This window comes from Pseudoalteromonas sp. MBR-15, from assembly GCF_053628915.1.
In genome coordinates this window covers 303,825-321,815 of record NZ_JBRJHH010000004.1, presented here as the reverse complement: position 1 = coordinate 321,815, position 17,991 = coordinate 303,825, and the positions used below count along the sequence as shown (strand labels likewise).

Annotated in this window: 16 protein-coding genes; 13 read left to right on the top strand and 3 right to left on the bottom strand. The window is 43.2% G+C overall.

Features of this window, described 5'->3' with window-relative positions:
* Positions 1–4,604: beta strand repeat-containing protein (locus tag ACSSVW_RS08175; protein WP_454179125.1), on the top strand; the 4,604-nt coding region annotated here is incomplete at its 5' end.
* Positions 4,605–4,831: 227 nt separating this feature from the next.
* Here the strand turns inward: ACSSVW_RS08175 and flgN are convergent.
* The 3 genes from flgN to flgA all read right to left on the bottom strand — a co-directional run bounded on the left by flgN (position 4,832) and on the right by flgA (position 6,360).
* Positions 4,832–5,263, bottom strand: a complete 432-nt coding sequence (gene flgN / locus ACSSVW_RS08170) for a flagellar protein FlgN (RefSeq protein ID WP_036970220.1) — start codon at positions 5,261–5,263, stop codon at positions 4,832–4,834.
* Positions 5,256–5,576 carry a flagellar biosynthesis anti-sigma factor FlgM gene (gene flgM, locus ACSSVW_RS08165; protein ID WP_036970217.1) on the bottom strand — a complete coding sequence of 107 codons (321 nt, stop codon included), beginning with the start codon at positions 5,574–5,576 and terminating at the stop codon, positions 5,256–5,258. Before flgM ends, flgN begins: the two co-directional genes overlap by 8 nt.
* 79 nt (positions 5,577–5,655) lie before the next feature.
* Positions 5,656–6,360 carry a flagellar basal body P-ring formation chaperone FlgA gene (flgA, locus tag ACSSVW_RS08160; RefSeq protein ID WP_036970214.1) on the bottom strand — a complete coding sequence of 235 codons (705 nt, stop codon included), beginning with the start codon at positions 6,358–6,360 and terminating at the stop codon, positions 5,656–5,658.
* A 142-nt stretch (positions 6,361–6,502) separates the two neighbouring features.
* On the opposite strand from flgA, the gene ACSSVW_RS08155 reads away from it, so the two are divergent.
* The 12 genes from ACSSVW_RS08155 (at position 6,503) to flgK (ending at position 17,991) form a co-directional block, all read left to right on the top strand.
* Entirely contained in the window at positions 6,503–7,435 is a 933-nt protein-coding gene (locus tag ACSSVW_RS08155; RefSeq protein ID WP_036970211.1) for a chemotaxis protein, read from the top strand.
* A gap of 21 nt (positions 7,436–7,456) precedes the next feature.
* On the top strand, positions 7,457–8,287 hold the full coding sequence (locus ACSSVW_RS08150; RefSeq protein ID WP_036970209.1) for a CheR family methyltransferase: 831 nt from the start codon (positions 7,457–7,459) through the stop codon (positions 8,285–8,287).
* A 133-nt stretch (positions 8,288–8,420) separates the two neighbouring features.
* Entirely contained in the window at positions 8,421–8,831 is a 411-nt protein-coding gene (flgB, locus tag ACSSVW_RS08145; protein WP_036971676.1) for a flagellar basal body rod protein FlgB, read from the top strand.
* Between the two features lie 2 nt (positions 8,832–8,833).
* Positions 8,834–9,265 carry a flagellar basal body rod protein FlgC gene (gene flgC, locus ACSSVW_RS08140; protein ID WP_036970207.1) on the top strand — a complete coding sequence of 144 codons (432 nt, stop codon included), beginning with the start codon at positions 8,834–8,836 and terminating at the stop codon, positions 9,263–9,265.
* A gap of 13 nt (positions 9,266–9,278) precedes the next feature.
* On the top strand, positions 9,279–9,962 hold the full coding sequence (locus ACSSVW_RS08135) for a flagellar hook assembly protein FlgD (RefSeq protein ID WP_074988698.1): 684 nt from the start codon (positions 9,279–9,281) through the stop codon (positions 9,960–9,962).
* 50 nt (positions 9,963–10,012) lie between these two features.
* Positions 10,013–11,356: a flagellar hook protein FlgE gene (gene flgE / locus ACSSVW_RS08130; protein ID WP_454179124.1), complete on the top strand. Its 1,344-nt coding sequence runs from the start codon at positions 10,013–10,015 to the stop codon at positions 11,354–11,356.
* 149 nt (positions 11,357–11,505) lie between these two features.
* Positions 11,506–12,270, top strand: coding sequence for a flagellar basal body rod protein FlgF (locus ACSSVW_RS08125; RefSeq protein ID WP_075593854.1), 765 nt, complete (start codon positions 11,506–11,508; stop codon positions 12,268–12,270).
* 21 nt (positions 12,271–12,291) lie between these two features.
* Positions 12,292–13,080, top strand: coding sequence for a flagellar basal-body rod protein FlgG (gene flgG / locus ACSSVW_RS08120; RefSeq protein WP_036970195.1), 789 nt, complete (start codon positions 12,292–12,294; stop codon positions 13,078–13,080).
* Between the two features lie 15 nt (positions 13,081–13,095).
* On the top strand, positions 13,096–13,779 hold the full coding sequence (gene flgH / locus ACSSVW_RS08115) for a flagellar basal body L-ring protein FlgH (protein WP_036970191.1): 684 nt from the start codon (positions 13,096–13,098) through the stop codon (positions 13,777–13,779).
* Between the two features lie 12 nt (positions 13,780–13,791).
* Positions 13,792–14,886, top strand: coding sequence for a flagellar basal body P-ring protein FlgI (locus ACSSVW_RS08110; RefSeq protein WP_417700178.1), 1,095 nt, complete (start codon positions 13,792–13,794; stop codon positions 14,884–14,886).
* Between the two features lie 125 nt (positions 14,887–15,011).
* Positions 15,012–15,968 (top strand): flagellar assembly peptidoglycan hydrolase FlgJ, encoded by a 957-nt coding sequence (gene flgJ, locus ACSSVW_RS08105; RefSeq protein WP_036970176.1) that lies wholly within the window; start codon positions 15,012–15,014, stop codon positions 15,966–15,968.
* A 13-nt stretch (positions 15,969–15,981) separates the two neighbouring features.
* Entirely contained in the window at positions 15,982–17,991 is a 2,010-nt protein-coding gene (gene flgK / locus ACSSVW_RS08100) for a flagellar hook-associated protein FlgK (protein ID WP_196857641.1), read from the top strand.

The following is a 17,991-nucleotide window of genomic DNA, read 5'->3' as shown; positions in this document are numbered from 1 at the left end:
TTACCGCGACAGTCAGCGATCAAGCTGGTAACCCAGCATCAGCAAGTGCCACCGGTGAAGTGGATATCACCGCGCCTGTTGTTAGTATTGATGCGATTGCCGACAGCAACGATGTAACCCCTGTTATTAGTGGCCAAAGCAGTGGTGCGGCAGCAGGCTCTCAAGTCTTGTTAACCGTGACTGACAGTGACGGGGCGACACAAAGCGCCACAGCCATTGTGCAGGCTGATGGCAGTTGGTCAGTCGAGCTGAGCTCAGCACTGGCGGAAGGAAACTACACCGTTGTTGCGACACTGAGTGATGCCGCCGGTAATACAGGCTCCGACACCGAAACCGGCACAATTGATGTGACCGCGCCAACCATCACCATTGATGCGCCAGCGCTAACCAATGACAATACGCCAACGGTGACAGGTTCATCAGACTTAGCCAATACTAATTTAGATGTGACCTTTACTGATGCCAATGGCACCAGCCACACAGTGACAGTGACCACCGATGCCTCAGGTAATTGGAGTGTCGATGCGACGCAAGCATTGGCCGATGGTAACTACAGTGTGACAGCAAGTATCAGTGATTCAGCCGGTAATAACAGCAGCGCCACAGACAGCGGTGTAGTTGATACAGTTGCACCAGATATCCGTATTATTCCTTCATTCTTATTAGGAAATTTAGTTGGCTTATCGGGCACATCAGATTTGCCAGAAGGCAGTGTGATCACAATTACTGAACATTTAGTAGGGGGCTTAATAGGTGCGACTTATACCGCCACGACTGATGCAAATGGTAATTGGACGCTTGCCAACATTACTGTCCCACTTATTAGCCTGGCTTATGTTACGGCAAGTGGCACAGATGCGGCGGGTAACACTGCTACTGTGAGCACATTAGAATTTGATAATGTGGCGCCTGAGCTGACGGTTACTGTTGATGCATTAACAAATGATACAACCCCAACCATTTCGGGCACAACGGATATGGGAGAAGGCACGGTGATCAACATCACCGTTCAAGATGCCAATGGTGATTCACAAACCTTTACTGCAACTGTGCAAAGTAACCAAACTTGGTCTGTCGATGTGCCCACAGCGCTAGCTGAAGGGACCTTTACAGTAACGGCATCGGTAAGGGATCAGGTCGGTAATTTAACTACAGAGCAAACATCGGGTGTGTTAGACAGCATTGCGCCAACCTTAGTTGTTAACGCGGTTGATGGCACCTCTGACGCGCGTCCAACTATTTCAGGTAGTAGTAACGAAATAGGCGGCTTAGTTATCGTTGAGGTTGCAGGACAAACCATTACCACCACAGTAGCATCAGATGGTACTTGGCAGTTTATAGTACCGGTTGATATTACCGATGGCAGTTACACTATTACGGCGACCATAACGGATGATGCTAATAATACGCAAACTGCAACGGCATCGATAACGGTTGATACAGTTGCGCCTGTCGTAGTGATAGACACGTTGGGAATTGGTAACTCAAGTACGCCTGTTATTTCTGGCACATCGACAGAAGCCACCGGTACTCAGGTTTCTGTTACGGTGACAGATAGCAACAACGATATACAAACATTAACGGCAACCGTCCAAAGTGATGGGTCATGGCAAGTAACACCGAGTACTATGCCAGATGGCAATTATAGTGTTACAGCGACTATCACAGATGTTGCAGGTAATGTTGGTACTGACACCGAAACGGGGTCAATTGATACTCTTACACCTGAGTTGGTTCTTGATGGTTTAGGGACTATTAATGATTCAACACCAACAATTAGTGGTAGCACCAATGAGCCTGCAGGCAGCACCGTAAATATTAGTGTGGTAAATGATGGGAATACATACAGCTTTACTGCAACTGTTCAGGCTGATGGGTCATGGTCAGCAGATGTTCCAACAGCATTGGCTGATGGCTTACTGACTATTACAGCGACAATTACCGATGCTGCAAACAACACGGCAACGGTAACAGACACGGCAACGCTTGATACCAATGCACCTACAATTTCGATTGATGCTCTTGCAGTCACTAACGACACCACACCGACCATTTCGGGAACAAGTGATGCAGCTGACGGTATTCAAGTGACCATTACTGTTGTCGATGCACTTGGTAATAGCCAAACAGCTATCGCCACTATTAGCAGCGGTGCATGGACTGTAGACTTAACAACGCCACTCAGCGAAGGAAACTATACTGTTACAGCAAGTGTATCTGAAGATGGACTCACTGGTACGGCAAGTCGTCAAGGTGGCATCGATCTCACTTCGCCAGCGTTAACAGTTGACTCTCCAGCAATCACGAATGACACCACACCAACAATCAGTGGTACAAGTGATGCACCACAGGGTAGCGTGGTGACGATAAGTGTCACCGACAGTGCGGGCGATATTGTGACAGCATCTGCGGTTGTTGGCGCATCAGGTGCTTGGTCTGTTGCATTAGGTACAGCATTAGCTGAAGGTGCCTACACGATTTCAGCAAGCGTTTCTGACACTGCTGGTAACACCAGCTCAGCCTCTGCATCGGGTGTGATTGATATTACACCTGCGAATGTGGTCATTGACACTGTGGCTGTTTCAACCGATTTAACGCCAGTGATAATGGGCAGTGCAACTGGCGCAGTGGCAGGCAATCGAGTAGTCGTTACGTTTGTAGACTCTGCCGGCGTAAGTCACAGTGTCGAAACGACACTAGATGCAAGTTTAAATTGGCAAGTTGAAGCGACTCAAGCACTTGCTGAGGGAGCGTATACGGTAACAGCAGTCGTGACAGATACCGCAGGAAACAATGGCAGCGCTTCAACGACATCTGCGGTTGATACCACAGCACCTGTCGTTAGCATTGATCAAAGTAGTTTAACTTTAACGAACGACTCAACCCCTCTTATTAGTGGTACGTCTGATGCGGCCAATAGCACTATTACAGTCACCTTTATTGCAGCCGGTGGAGCACAGCACAGTGTTACAACGACCACCGATGCGAACGGTGACTGGCAAGCAGCAGCAGATCAAGTGTTGGCCGATGGAGTTTATTCTGTTACTGCAAGTATCACGGATACTGCGGGTAATACCGGGACAGACAGTAAAACAGGTGGCGAAGTTGATACCGTAGCCCCAGAGCTCACCATTGTGCCATCGTTCCTATTAGGTCTGTTGGTCTCTTTATCTGGTACATCTGACTTACCTGAAGGCAGTGTTATTACGATAACAAACTACCTCGTCGGTGGAGTGGCTGGTGTGCCATATACAGCAACCGTTGATGCCAATGGTGATTGGCAAGTATTGAACTTGTCGGTGTCATTATTGAACTTAGCTTATGTAGAGGCAACAGCGACAGATGCCGCCGGTAATACCACGACTATTAGTACAGACACTTTTGACAATTCTGCCCCTGAATTGACATTAGATGTACCCGCTATCTCAGCAGACACAACGCCAGTGATAAGCGGCACAAGTACTGTGGGCACAGGGCAAACTGTGACACTGATTGTGCAAGGTGCCGATGGTGCTTCACAAACGCTAACGACCTTAGTGAACAGTAATGGCACTTGGTCAGTGGAAGTATTATCTGAACTTGTTGATGGCACTTACACCGTAACGGCAAGTGTCACAGATGCTGAAGACCGCACTACAGAGCAAACAGCCTCAGGTATTATTGATGCTGGATTGACTATAACCATTGATGATGGGTTACAGCTAACCAACGATGACACCCCGCTCATTACGGGTAAATCAATTGCACCAAACAGTGAAATAGAAGTGGTGTTTGATAATGGCACTACGCAACAAACGAAAACGGTTACCTCATTAAGTGATGGCACTTGGAGTGTAACACCAGACAGTGCGTTAGTGGATGGCACTTACACGGTAACCGCAACGATTGTTAGTAGTGGCGTAACAACGGGTGCAATTTCAGGATTAGAAATTGATACGATTCCGCCGACACTTGAAAATATCGTAACTAACACTGCAGCTTTAGGTTTGGTTGTAACAGGGTTTGAAGGCACAAGTGATGCAGAAGATGGGGCAATCGTGCAATTAGATAACGCCCTTGCTTTAGGGATCACCTTATTGAGTGAAGGCGGCTCGGTTGTACAAAATGGACAGTGGTCAATAGGTATCGTTGATATTAACTTGCTTGATATATTGGGTTTAGGCCTAGCAGATGCACGCTTTAGCATTACAGATTCAATTGGTAATGTGCGCGTTGTTGATATTAACGGCAATGATATTGAAATTAATGGAGAGCCCGCAAGCACTGGCGGTGCGGGTCCTGAAGAAATGGCCTTAGGATCTGACAGCATTGAGGCTGACGAGCAAACTGCAGAAAGTATTGATCTTAGCCTTGTTCTATTAGATGCAAGCCCAGAGCCAACCTCAAGTGGTGGTATTGCTGCGCTTGACGTGACTATCGAAGATGTCTTAAGTGATAGTGAGCAAAGTAATTTACTTGCCCTTGATAGCGACAGTGAAAGTCAGAGCTTAGCATTTACAGGCAATTCAGAAGTCACTTCAGAGCCTGCCAGTAATATCCAAAGTGAGTCAGATGAGCTAATCAAAAAACTCATTGAGGGAGGCAATAACTCAATTGATATTTAGATAAATAGTTAAGCTTAAATAAGAAAAGCGCGATAATTATCGCGCTTTCTTTTTGAATTGGGTAGTTTGTAAAACGAGTAACGAGTAACGAGCAACGAGTAACGAGCAACTAGTAACGAGCAACGAGTAACGAGCAACTAGTAACGAGCAACGAGCAACGAGTAACGAGCAACTAGTAACTAGCAACGGGTAACGAGAAACGAGTAACTAGAAACGAGAAACGGGCATTATGCTTTAAGGTTATGCACTATTTTTTTATCGCCTTGAATCACACTGCCACCTTGATCGTAGGTCATCGATGAAGGTGCGCCAATCAAGATATCTTTGAGTTGCTTAACACTAAGCTGGGCTTGATGAGCTGCATGTGCATTCACATCATTTTTCTTTTTACAGGCTGCAAGAAGAGAGTTTACTTTAGAAATGAGTTCGTTTACTTCATCATCTGGCGAGTCATTTTTGCTAACCAGCGTTTGCACTTCTTTATCTATTAACTGAATTTGCTGTAGTAGAGAGACTTTTTGTTGGGCAATACTTTTTAGCCCCTCACCACGTTTTGCAGCAATGGCTGTTAATTCATCATCCAAAAGCACAGCAATAGACTCTAAACAAGTGACTTGTTGTGTTAATTTGCTGGCGATTAAATGATTATGATCAGCCATACACATCAAACTCAAATGCGGCGATATTTTTAGCTAACTTTTCAGCATCAATTTGGTATTTACCTTCGCTGATTGCTTTTTTTAACTCAGCCACTTTATTGCTATCAAAGCCAGACGACTGTTCAGCTTTATCTTGTAAAGATTTAAGTTGTTTAGCTTGAGGCGTTAAGCTTACCGAATCTGCACTTGCTTTTGGCGCTGTCGATTTTGCCGCTGCCGCGTTAGCGTTATCTTTTTGTAAATCAAGATTTTTTTGCTTGGTATTCGTCAACACAGAAGTTTGTTGTTGACCATTATTGACATTGCTTACCATAATTTTTGACCTATACATTACCCAACATATGCCTATATATCGGCGGGCACAGCGGATACTTTAGCATAAATATAAAAAATTAAATATTCACTTGCACAGACTCAACACCATCCACACGTGCATTTAATACTTTACCTGATTTTTTGTTTTTTACACGTACTAATTCGTCTAATGTGCCATCTTCAAGCGCAATACCTGTTGTTTTGATCCTCAAGCCACGCAGTGAAGCATAAATAGTCACATTGTCGCCTTTACACACCATGCAAACATGGCTCATTACAATAGGCACACCACTGCGAATATTGCGCTTGCTACGACTGCCGACAAGCATTGATTTTTCTTGAACATATTGCGTTCTTACAAACTGCTTAGGTTTCATCTCTAAGCGCAAATGCTCTGCTCTAATTACTTCACCGCGTGCTAAATTGGTTGTTACGACAACAACGGGTTCCAGCTCAATAATGCGAACATGCACATATTGAGTCCAACTATTTATGTCATCGCATTTAAGTTGTACGGTAACCTGCCGATTAAAAGGAGGTTCTGTCGGTAATGTTTTATTTAATGGCGATTCACACAATCTTTCTGGAATACGGCTATCAAGTGGTAATGCACTTACTTGCGGTGCTGTATCGAGATCGGGGATCTGCTCGCTGACAAAATCAATAGCGATTTGTTGAAGTTGCTCGTTATTATACACTTCAGCTTGTAGATGCGTGGCAAATAACAAGCTAGAAAGAAAATAAAAAACACTGTATCTTCGGCTTTTTTTTAACAAACTCATATTGTTTCGACTATGCTTATTGTTGAAAACAAGGTATAAATATTTTGCGTCAAAAAACAGACGCTTCGTAACCTTATGTAGCTTTAACACAAAGTAAGCAATTATTGTTCCGGCTCTGGTTGTTTATCTTTAGGAGATTGAAATGGCAGGCATTTTAGACTCAGTAAACCAGCGTACACAGTTGGTTGGGCAAAACCGCCTTGAATTACTATTATTCAAACTCAGAGGGCGACAACGCTTTGGTATTAACGTGTTTAAAGTAAGAGAGGTTCTACAATGTCCACCGCTTACAAACATGCCAAAATCGAATGCTTATATTCGTGGTGTTGCACACATTCGTGGTCAAACCATTTCTGTTATCGATTTATCAATGGCTGTTGGCGGTCCTGCCATTGAAAATATCAAAGATAGTTTTATTATCATCGCGGAATACAATCGTTCAGTGCAAGGGTTCTTAGTCGGTGGCGTAGAGCGCATCGTTAATATGAACTGGGAAAAAATTATGCCGCCACCTTCAGGTGCAGGGCGTTACTCTTATTTAACCGCGGTCACTGAAATAGAAAACGAACTGGTAGAAATCTTAGACGTCGAGAAGATCCTTAACGAAATTTGCCCTGTTAACACTGAAGTAAGTGCGGATGTGATTGGTGAGGGAGAAATCCAAAAAGATTTAGGGGAGCGAATCGTTTTTATTGCTGATGACTCGGCCGTTGCGCGTAATCAGGTAAAACGTGCGTTAGAACCTCTCGGTGTACAAACTGAACTCGCTAAAAATGGTAAAGAAGCTTTAATACGCTTACGTGAAATAGCAGAACTTGATTGTGTAAATAATATTACTGAGCGAGTTGGCTTGTTAATTTCAGACGTTGAAATGCCAGAAATGGATGGCTACACCTTAACCGCAGAAATTAAGGCCGATCCAAAGTTATCACCTTTGCATGTAATCTTGCATACATCACTCAGTGGTGTTTTTAATCAAGCGATGATAGAAAAAGTGGGTGCCGATGATTTTATTGCAAAATTTAACCCAGACGAATTAGCGACTGCCGTTAAAAAGTGGGTTCATTGTGATTAATTATTTATAGGTGGTATTACTTTGGAAAATAAGCACTTACAACAAAGCGAATACGATCAGTTCCGCTCTTTTTTAGAGCAACAATGTGGCATTGTACTAGGCGATAACAAACTTTATTTAGTGAAAAGTCGCCTGGCACCCTTGATGGCGCGTTTTAATGTTGAGTCATTGTCACAGTTGGTAAGTAAAACCTTGAGTCCTCACGAGAGGCAGCTTCGTGCCGCAGTGGTTGATGCAATGACAACAAACGAAACTTTGTGGTTTCGTGATCAATACCCATTTGAATTGCTTAAAACTAAACTTTTCCCTGAATTCAAAGAATTGCGTCGTCCAATTAAAATTTGGTCAGCGGCAAGTTCATCAGGTCAAGAACCGTATTCTATTGCCATGTCGGTTGCTGAGTTTCAATCTAAGCAACCTGGCGTTTTAAAAATGGGCGCACAAATTATCGGCACAGATATTTCTAATACTATGCTTGATATGTGTAAAAACGCAGAATATGACTCACTGGCTTTGGCACGTGGTTTGTCTGTTGAAAGACGTCAAAAGTTTTTTAAAGACAGTGGTAACGGTATGGCTCAAGTAGTTGATCCAATAAAGAAAATGGTCAGTTTTAGGCATTTAAACTTATTGGATTCGTATGCCTTGATGGGTAAATTTGATATTATTTTTTGCCGTAATGTATTGATCTACTTTGCACCCGAAGTAAAAGCAAAAATTATCGCGCAATTTGCGCAAGCACTTAATCCAAAAGGCTACCTGTTTTTAGGCGCTTCAGAGTCAATGGCTGGCCTTAGTGACAGTTTTGATATGGTGCGATGTAATCCGGGTATCATCTACCAGAAAAAGTAATCTTTCCTTAGCAACCTAGTTCTTAGGTTGCTAATTTCATTATATATCAACACCTTAATTATAAAATAATCATGCTTAATTTTTGGCTTACCTTTTGCATTAGCTAAGGAGAGTCAAATTTTTGGAGATGGTTATGGCTATCAGTTTTGATAAAGCATTTGGTGTGCATCCTCATGCCATGTTGATCCGTTCACAACGCGCTGAGTTATTAGCGACAAATATCGCTAATGCTGATACGCCGGGCTATAAAGCGAAAGATGTCGATTTTGCATCCGCATTAAAAGCGGCAAAAAGCAACCAGCACGGCGGCAATAGCATGGTAAGAACGGATGAGAAACACCTTGCCGGTGGCAGTCGATTTGTTGGTAATTCAGAAATGTTTCGTACGCCAAATCAAGCAGATACAGGTGATGGTAACTCTGTTGATATACAAGTGGAACGAAACTTGTATGTACAAAACTCATTAGAGTATCAGGCAAGCCTGCAATTTATGAGTAGTAAAATTAAAGGCCTTAAAAAAGCCCTCGGTAGTCAAGGAGCTTAATCATGAGTTTATATAATGTTTTTGATATTTCGGGCACGGGTATGAGCGCACAAAATGTTCGCTTAAATACCACAGCAAGTAATATTTCGAATGCAAATACAATTAGCTCAAGCCAAGACCAGACATACCGAGCGCGCCATCCTGTGTTTGCTGCTGAACTTACAAAAGCGTCAGCATCGCAAAGTAATCCGCAGGGCTCTTCTGTTGGCGTTAAAGTATTAGGCATTGTAGAGAGCGATAAGCCGCTACAAATAGAATACAACCCGAATCACCCCAGCGCGGATGAAAATGGGTATATCTATAAACCAAATGTCAACGTTGTAGAAGAAATGGCTAATATGATTTCTGCCTCTCGCTCTTACCAAACAAATGTGCAAGTTGCTGATGCAGCTAAGCAAATGTTAAGTAAAACACTGTTGTTAGGACAACGGTAATCGAGGATAAGTTATGAGTAACGACATCAGCTCTGCATCATCATCCTATATGGATAGCTTGCGTTGGAATGAGACAAACACGCCAACAGCAAAAGAAGACAGTAATACACTGTCTCAAGAAGATTTCTTTTCGTTGTTAACGCAGCAGTTGTCGTTTCAAGATCCGAGCAATCCTGCTGATAACGATCAAATGATTGCGCAAATGACGAACTTTACCATGGCAGAAGGTATTTCAAATTTAAACACAAAATTTGAGTCACTCACTGCATCCATGACATCAAATTCGGCATTACAAGCGTCAACGTTAGTGGGTAAGCAAGCATTGCTTGAGTCAGAGACTATTGACTTTGATGGCGAAAATTTAGCTAAAGGTTCCGTTGTGGCAGAAACAACTGTTGAATCTCTTACGTTAAGAATCACTGATTCGACGGGACAATTAGTTCGCACTATTGATTTAGGATCGAAATCTGCCGGTGCTCATCGTTTCGAATGGGATGGTAAAGATGGTGAGGGCAATGTTCTTCCTGAAGGCGAATACAATATTAGCGCTGAAGGCTTCGTAAATGGAGATTACAGTAGCATGCCTCTGGCAACCTTTAAGAACATTGAAAGTGTCAATATTAATGGCAGCAGCGGCATTATCGTAAATACAAAAGAGGGTGCGGTTAGGCTAACTGATATAGCTGAAATCGCATAATTAAAAAGGTTTGGGTTAGCTTAGGCTAAGAGATAGGTTAGAGGTGAGTTATGAGCTTCAATATTGCATTAACAGGTTTAGCAGCCGCACAAAAAGATTTAGACGTAACGGCAAATAATATTGCCAACGTAAACACAACGGGCTTTAAAGAGTCACGTGCTGAGTTTGCTGATGTGTACGCATCGTCAGTATTTAGTTCTGGTAAAACAAAAAACGGCGACGGTGTTAAAACAGCAACGGTTGCACAACAGTTTCACCAAGGGTCGTTATCATTCACAAATAACTCACTTGATTTAGCAATCACAGGGGAAGGTTATTTTGCGATGAGTGATGACATCGCATCACAAGACTTTACATATACGCGCGCGGGTGCATTTAAATTAAATTCAGATAACTTTGTTGTTGATGCCAATGGTAACTACCTGCAAGGTTTCCCTGTTGACCCATCAACGGGTAATACGACGTCGGTAAGTTTAAGTACTACTTCACCGATTCAAATTCCTGATGCTTCAGGTTCGCCTCGTCATACGAGTAATATCTACAGCTCAATGAATTTAGACGCACGTGTCGATACGCCAACAACGACAACCTTTGATCCAACTGATAGCACGAGCTATAACTCGTCTACTTCAACAACTGTTTATGACTCATTAGGTGAGCCGCATGTTGTGCAGTTATTTTTTGTAAAGCAAGACCCTACAGCAACGCCAAATACGTGGGAAGTGTACGCCACAATGGATGGTCAAGCGTTTGATGCTTCAGGTGCTGCAACGGGCACAGGTGCACACACGCCAATTGATACACTTGAGTTCACGGCGGCGGGTTTACCGAACGTAACCGCTCCAGAAACCACATTTGATGACATTATTTTGCCTTCAAATGCTTCGTCAGGTTTATCGACACTACTTGGTAATGGCGCACAGTTCCCGAATGAAATCACGGTTAATTGGCGTGATGAAGCAGGCACCGCTAATAAAGTGCCTACGCAATACGCCAGTAACTTTGAAGTAAAAGCACTTGAGCAAGATGGTGCGACAGTCGGTCGTTTAGCGGGCATTGATATTGGTGCAGATGGAAAAGTAGTTGCTTCATACAGCAATGGCGATACTTCATTCTTAGGCCAAGTGGCTATGGTGCGCTTTTCAAACTCTCAAGGCTTACAACAAGCGGGTGACACTTCTTGGAAGAAAAGTTTAACCTCGGGCGAGCCTATTGCGGGTGAGCCAAACTCAGGCACATTGGGTTCAATTAACTCATCAGCACTTGAGCAATCAAACGTTAACTTAACGAATGAACTGGTTGACCTTATCAGCGCACAGCGTAATTTCCAGGCGAACTCACGTGCCTTAGAAGTTAACTCAACATTACAACAAAATATCTTACAGATCCGTTAATTTTAGCGGCTCTAAGTTTAATCCGACACGAAAGGCTGCCCCCTCTATTGGCAGCCTTTTTTTATTTTCCTTTGCTTATTTCCGCGTCAATTTTACTTTGGCACTTTTATTGCATTTCATAGTTATCGTATTTTTAGTGAGTCAATGTTATGGACAAAATGGTCTACATTGCCATGTCTGGTGCAAAGCAAAGCTTGCGTGGCCTTGAATTAAAGGCAAACAACTTAGCAAATGCAAACACCACTGGCTTTAAAGCTGATTTTGCACAAGCACGCTCAATGCAAGCATTTGGCGAAGGTTTGCCATCGCGTGTATTCGCAATGCAAGAGCGCCCAGGTTCTAACATGGAGTCGGGTGGTTTTGTTGAAACAGGCCGAGAACTTGATATTGCCATGAGTGATCGGGGTTGGTTAAGCGTACAAGATGCATCGGGCAATGAAGCCTATACCAAAACAGGCACGCTGAATATTACTCCCGATGGCGCATTGATGACCAGTCATGGTCGTCAAGTTATTGGCGAAGGTGGCCCCATTATTTTGCCTTTACCAATCGAGAAGATTGAATTTAGTTCTGATGGGTCAATTCAGGTGCGTCCACAAGGGGCACCTGCAAACTTTTTAGAAGTGGTTGATCGCTTAAAGGTAATCGAAGCCGATAACAATCAACTAGAAAAAGGCAATGATGGCTTATTTAGGCCAAAGCCAGACATGTTGGTAAATGATTTATGTGGTTTTTGCGATATTTCAACTAATGTAAAAGTGCTTTCGGGCACCCTTGAAATGTCCAACGTTAACCCCGTACACGAAATGGTCGATATGATCAGCAATCAACGCCAATTTGAATTACAAGTTAAATTGATGAAAACAGCGGAAGAGCTTGATGAACGTCAAGATCAGCTGTTACGCATTGTTTAAGATGACTGAGAGGGTAGAGTTATGAATCCTGCATTGTGGATCAGTAAAACCGGGCTTGACGCCCAACAAACCGATATTTCGGTGATCTCAAATAATCTCGCGAATGCCAGCACGGTCGGTTACAAAAAAAGCCGCGCCGTATTTGAAGATTTACTGTATCAAAATATTAATCAGCCAGGTGGTCGTTCCTCACAAGACACTGAAATGCCATCAGGTTTGATGTTAGGCGCGGGTGCGAAAGTGGTTGCTAACCAAAAGAACTTTTCACAAGGTAACATGCTTACCACTGAAAATTCATTGGATTGGATGATTTCAGGACCGGGCTTTTTTGAGGTCTTACTCCCAGATGGCAATATCGCTTATTCGCGTAATGGTCAATTTACCACCGATGAAGATGGCCGCATTGTTACCGCGGGAGCCGGTTTTCCTGTGCAACCAGAGATGAATGTGCCAGACGATGCACAATCAATTACGGTATCACAAGATGGTGAAGTGTCGGTGCGTATCTCAGGCCAAGCTGACAATGTTGTTATTGGTCAGCTAACTATCAGTGATTTCATCAATCCATCTGGCCTTGAGCCTATGGGTCAAAACCTTTACACCGAAACGGCTGTAAGTGGGGCTCCTGTGCAAGGTAATCCCGGTATTGATGGTTTAGGAACTGTTGTACAAGGTTCACTTGAAACTTCAAATGTGAATGTAACAGAAGAGCTCGTTAACCTCATTGAAACACAGCGAATTTATGAAATGAATTCAAAAGTGATTTCGGCTGTTGATGAAATGCTTAGTTACATTAACCAACAGTTATAATGGGTAGGAGGCAGCATGCGTAACATTATCTTAGTCACATCAACAGCGTTATTGCTCGGTGGTTGTATGGCAACACAAAATAACCATGTGGTTCAGGATGACCCTTACTATGCGCCAATGTATCCTGAGCCTGCAGCAGAGCAAATGGTACCCACTGGTTCATTATTTGATAGTTATTTATCAAATGACCTGTATTCAGATAAAAAAGCGTTGCGAGCAGGCGATATCATCACGGTTAAACTGCAAGAATCGACTCAGGCAACCAAAGCGGCGAAAACCGAAACCGATAAAGAAACTGACGCAAGCCTTGACCCAGTCATTGGTTTAGGCGGCAATCCTGTGAATATAGGTGGTGATAGTATCCAATTTGGTATTGGTTCAGATTCATCATTTAAAGGTGATTCTAAATCGAATCAATCGAACAGCTTATTTGGTGATATTTCAGTTAATGTTATGCGAGTTTTGCCGAACGGTAACTTAGTGATCCGTGGCGAAAAGTGGCTTACTTTAAATACCGGTGAAGAGTTTATTCGTCTTGAAGGTTTAGTGCGTCCCCAAGATGTGACAGCAGATAATACGGTGACTTCAAACCGAGTTGCGAATGCGCGCATTCAATACTCAGGTAAAGGTCAACTTCAAGAAGCGCAAAGTGCGGGTTGGTTAACTCGTTTCTTTAGCAGTTCTATTTTCCCATTTTAGAGGATACAAATCATGAATGGGTTTAAATACATTATTGCTCTTTGCTTAATTAGTATACAGTTTTCTGTTCAGGCTGAGCGAGTTAAAGATGTGTCTATGGTTGAGGGTGTACGCTCAAATCAATTAGTCGGTTATGGTTTAGTGGTGGGTTTACCTGGCACGGGCGAGCAAAGTCGTTTTACAGAGCAGAGCTTTAAAGCGATGTTAAATAGCTTCGGTATCACGCTTCCTGCGAACTTAAAACCAAAGATTAAAAATGTTGCAGCCGTTGCTGTACATGCCGAGTTACCCGCGTTTAGAAAACCAGGTCAAACCATTGATATTACCGTGTCTTCAATTGGTAGTGCAGGAAGCTTACGCGGTGGTACGTTATTACAAACCTTTTTGAAAGGGGTTGATGGTAATACGTATGCCATTGCACAGGGCAGTTTGGTCGTGGGTGGTCTAGGCGCAGAAGGTGCTGATGGCAGCCGAGTGATTATAAACACTCCCACCGTTGGCCGAATTCCGAATGGGGCAACGGTTGAGCGCGCTGTTAAAAGCCCGTTTATGCAAGGTGACTACATCACCTTTAATTTGAATCGTCCAGATTTCACAACGGCAAAGCGCCTAGAGCAAACTATTAATGATTTAGTTGGGCCAAACAGTGCTCAAGCAATTGATGCAGCGTCTGTACGTGTCATTGCACCGCGCGATGCATCGCAGCGCGTATCGTATTTATCAACGCTTGAAAACTTAGAGTTCACACCGGCTGATACTGCGGCAAAAATTATTGTCAATTCACGTACGGGCACCATTGTTATTGGTAAAAACGTAAAATTACAGCCAGCTGCAATTACCCACGGTGGATTAACCGTGACCATTGCTGAGCAGCAAAACGTATCGCAGCCGAATGCACTGAGCGAAGGCGAGACGGTGGTGACAAACCAAAGTATTATCGATGTTAATGAAGATGACTCTCGCGCTTTTGTGTTTAATCCAGGTATTAGCCTTGATGATTTAGTGAGAGCGATAAACGAAGTTGGTGCCGCCCCTGGTGACTTAATGGCTATCCTTGAAGCGTTGAAAGAGGCGGGAGCCATAAACGGGCAACTTGTTATTATATAATCAATTAAAAACGCGCTGAGATCAGCGCGTTTTTTCATTTCTACCTTCCCTCAATCTGATAAATCCTCTTTTGGCGTAATTATTGCATTTGATTATGCATTATTAATTATTGTGTCAAAAAGCTGATGGATACGAATCATCTCGACAAGCAAAACTTTTTTGATTTAGGCAACTTAGACTCATTGCGTCAAAGTGCTCTAAAAAGTGATGCCTCTAGCGATGCGTCAAAAGAGGCGCTGAAAAAAGCGGCGGCACAATTTGAATCTATCTTTACGCAGATGCTGCTTAAAAGCATGCGTAAGGCTAATGAAGCATTTGAAGACAAAGACAGTCCGTTTAACTCGAGTGGCGTAAAATTCTTTGAAGAAATGCATGATCAACAGCTTTCTGTTGAGTTGTCTTCTAACGGCTCACTGGGTTTGGCTGATCTTATTGTGCAGCAGTTATCGCCCGACGGTAAGAAATTTACTCCTGGCTCCGTGTTAAGAACAACCGCAGAGTTTGATAGCGATAAGCGTGTTCGCGGTAATCAAGAAGCTAAGCCAGAAACACACCCAATGGCTGAAGTTGCCACTGATGAGCAATCAGAAAACCGCTTTGAAGATGCTGAGTCTTTCATTAGCTCTGTTTGGGAGCACGCAAAAAATGCGGCTGAAAAAATTGGTTTAAACCCTGCTGTGATGGTTGCTCAAGCAGCGCTTGAGACAGGGTGGGGTAAGCATATTATTAGTAAAGCGGATGGCACCAGTAGTAATAACCTTTTTAACATTAAATCTGATAAGAGCTGGCAAGGTGACAAAGCAAGTAAAGTTACGCTTGAGTTTGAGCAAGGTGTGCCTGTTAAAAAGCATGCAAGCTTCCGTTCTTATCAGTCAATTAAAGACAGTGTGAATGATTTTGTGGATTTCTTAAATGAAAACCCACGTTATCAAGACGCACTAAAAAACACCGCAGAACCCGCAGCCTTTTTAGATTCGTTACAAAAAGCAGGTTATGCAACTGATCCAAATTATGCCAACAAAATTAAGCAGGTATTGAAGCGTGTTGAGCTTCAAAGCGTCGCTGCTTCATTGGTACGTTAAGGAGTAAGTCCTCATGTCATTCAGCTTATATGACATAGCAAATTCAGGTGTAAGAGCAAATTCTGAGCTTTTACAAACGACCAGTAAAAACATAGCCAATGTAAATACAGCGGGTTATGTTCGTGAGCGCACTGAGTTCAGCACCATGATCGACAACCAAGTTGGCCGGGGTGAAACGTATCGTTTACTCAATGAGTTTGCTCAAAAACAGCTAAATCGTGATACGTCAAATAAAGCATTTTTTGATCAGTTTGTAACAGAAGCAAGCCGAGTCGATAGCTTGTTTTCTGAAGAGTCGAATAGCTTATCAACCAGCATTAACTCATTTTTTAATAATGTTCAAGAAAGCTTAAATCAGCCTTCATCGACGGTGGCGCGTTCGCTGGTTATGACAGATGCACAAAACCTCATTGATCAAATGGACAGGCTTTCAAGCATCGTGGTTGATCAGCAGACTGTTGTGAATGAGCAATTAGAAATTTTCTCGGATGAAGCAAATAACTTGATCCAAAGTATTAGCGAATTGAACTCTAAAATTGCCGCGGTGCATGGCACTGATCGTGAATCAGCGTCTAGCGGATTGTACAACGAGCGCGACAAAGCAATTCGTGACTTATCAGAACTCATTGATGTAGAAACTCTCAACGGTAATAACGGTGAGAAACAAGTCTATTTGGGGTCTGGCCAAGCATTAGTGATGGAAAGCGGTACATTTAACCTGTTTTCATTTACTGGCGATCCCGATCCCAGCTTTAGAGAGCTACATTTAGATGTTAATGGTGGCAAAGCCGTGCCGCTTGAGGTTGATGTAAGTAAACTTAAAGGCAAAATAGGCGGCCTACTGTCATTTCGTGATGACATTTTAGTGCCAGCCCAGAATCAATTAGGCCAAATGGGCTTAGCCCTTGCTGATGCCTTTAATCAGCAAAACCGTCTTGGTATGGACGCAAATGGTGAAATTGGTGGTGATATTTTTGCCATTCCAACGGTGAATGGTTTTGGTTATCAAGCTAATACCGGTTCATCGACCATGACGGCAACACTTGAACCTGGTAAGGGCAGTGAGTTGCCTGCCAGTGATTTTATAGTTACTTACACCAGCGCATCGACAGTTGAAATTCAGGCAATCGATAATAAAGGTGAACCGGTAGGCACCGCATCAACAGCAAATGTGGTTGGCGGTGTGATTGATTCATCAACGATCACCGGTGGCGAAGCCTTCGGTTTACAGCTAAATGTGTCTGGTACCGCAAACGCAGGCGATCAATTTCAAATTAAATTAAATTCACAGGCAGCAACAAGCTTAGAATTGGCAACAGAGCGTCCAGAAGATTTAGCGCTGGCATCACCCATTCGCACCGCAAATGATATTAATAATAACAGCGACGCGAGTATTTCAGCTGGAACTGTATCAGATATTGCCAATTCAAGTGGAATTGCGGTAGGTCCACCACCGAGCTTAGCAAACGGTGATATTACCCTAGTAAAAACCGCCAATGCTAACGAATATCAAATTACCGACGGCAATGGCACCAGTACTTTTACGATTACGCCACCTGCAGAAAATATCCTTGCGCAAGCGGGAGCACCTTACGATACTTACGGGTTTGATTTTAATATCGAAGGTACACCTGCAATAGGTGATACGTTTACTGTTGAGTTCAATGAGGGTGGTTTCGATGATAACCGTAATGGTTTATTACTTGCCGACCTACAAAATGGTGAGTTAGTGCGTCAAAACGTTGAAGCGAGTAGCACGGCTGATAATCATCAAACATTTAATCAGGCTTATTCGGGGATCGTAACCGACATTGGTGTTATCACTAGTCAAGCGCAAACGAACGGCGCAGCATTTAATGCGCTCGCAGAGCAGTCAGAAGCGTGGTACGAATCTCTGTCAGGTGTAAACCTCGATGAAGAAGCGGCCAATTTACTGCGGTTCCAACAATCGTATGCGGCATCAGCACAAGTACTTGCAACAGCGCGTACTATTTTTGATACCTTATTAAGTGCGGCGAGGTAA

Bases quoted from the DNA above. Each gene is read 5' to 3' on its own strand.
- ACSSVW_RS08135 (WP_074988698.1), top strand. From the start codon at position 9,279: ATGAGTAACGACATCAGCTCTGCATCATCATCCTATATGGATAGCTTG.
- ACSSVW_RS08125 (WP_075593854.1), top strand. From the start codon at position 11,506: ATGGACAAAATGGTCTACATTGCCATGTCTGGTGCAAAGCAAAGCTTG.
- flgH (WP_036970191.1), top strand. From the start codon at position 13,096: ATGCGTAACATTATCTTAGTCACATCAACAGCGTTATTGCTCGGTGGT.
- flgM (WP_036970217.1), bottom strand. From the start codon at position 5,576: ATGGTAAGCAATGTCAATAATGGTCAACAACAAACTTCTGTGTTGACG.
- flgA (WP_036970214.1), bottom strand. From the start codon at position 6,360: ATGAGTTTGTTAAAAAAAAGCCGAAGATACAGTGTTTTTTATTTTCTT.
- flgC (WP_036970207.1), top strand. From the start codon at position 8,834: ATGAGTTTATATAATGTTTTTGATATTTCGGGCACGGGTATGAGCGCA.
- flgB (WP_036971676.1), top strand. From the start codon at position 8,421: ATGGCTATCAGTTTTGATAAAGCATTTGGTGTGCATCCTCATGCCATG.
- flgK (WP_196857641.1), top strand. From the start codon at position 15,982: ATGTCATTCAGCTTATATGACATAGCAAATTCAGGTGTAAGAGCAAAT.
- flgG (WP_036970195.1), top strand. From the start codon at position 12,292: ATGAATCCTGCATTGTGGATCAGTAAAACCGGGCTTGACGCCCAACAA.
- flgJ (WP_036970176.1), top strand. From the start codon at position 15,012: ATGGATACGAATCATCTCGACAAGCAAAACTTTTTTGATTTAGGCAAC.
- ACSSVW_RS08155 (WP_036970211.1), top strand. From the start codon at position 6,503: ATGGCAGGCATTTTAGACTCAGTAAACCAGCGTACACAGTTGGTTGGG.
- ACSSVW_RS08110 (WP_417700178.1), top strand. From the start codon at position 13,792: ATGAATGGGTTTAAATACATTATTGCTCTTTGCTTAATTAGTATACAG.
- flgN (WP_036970220.1), bottom strand. From the start codon at position 5,263: ATGGCTGATCATAATCATTTAATCGCCAGCAAATTAACACAACAAGTC.
- flgE (WP_454179124.1), top strand. From the start codon at position 10,013: ATGAGCTTCAATATTGCATTAACAGGTTTAGCAGCCGCACAAAAAGAT.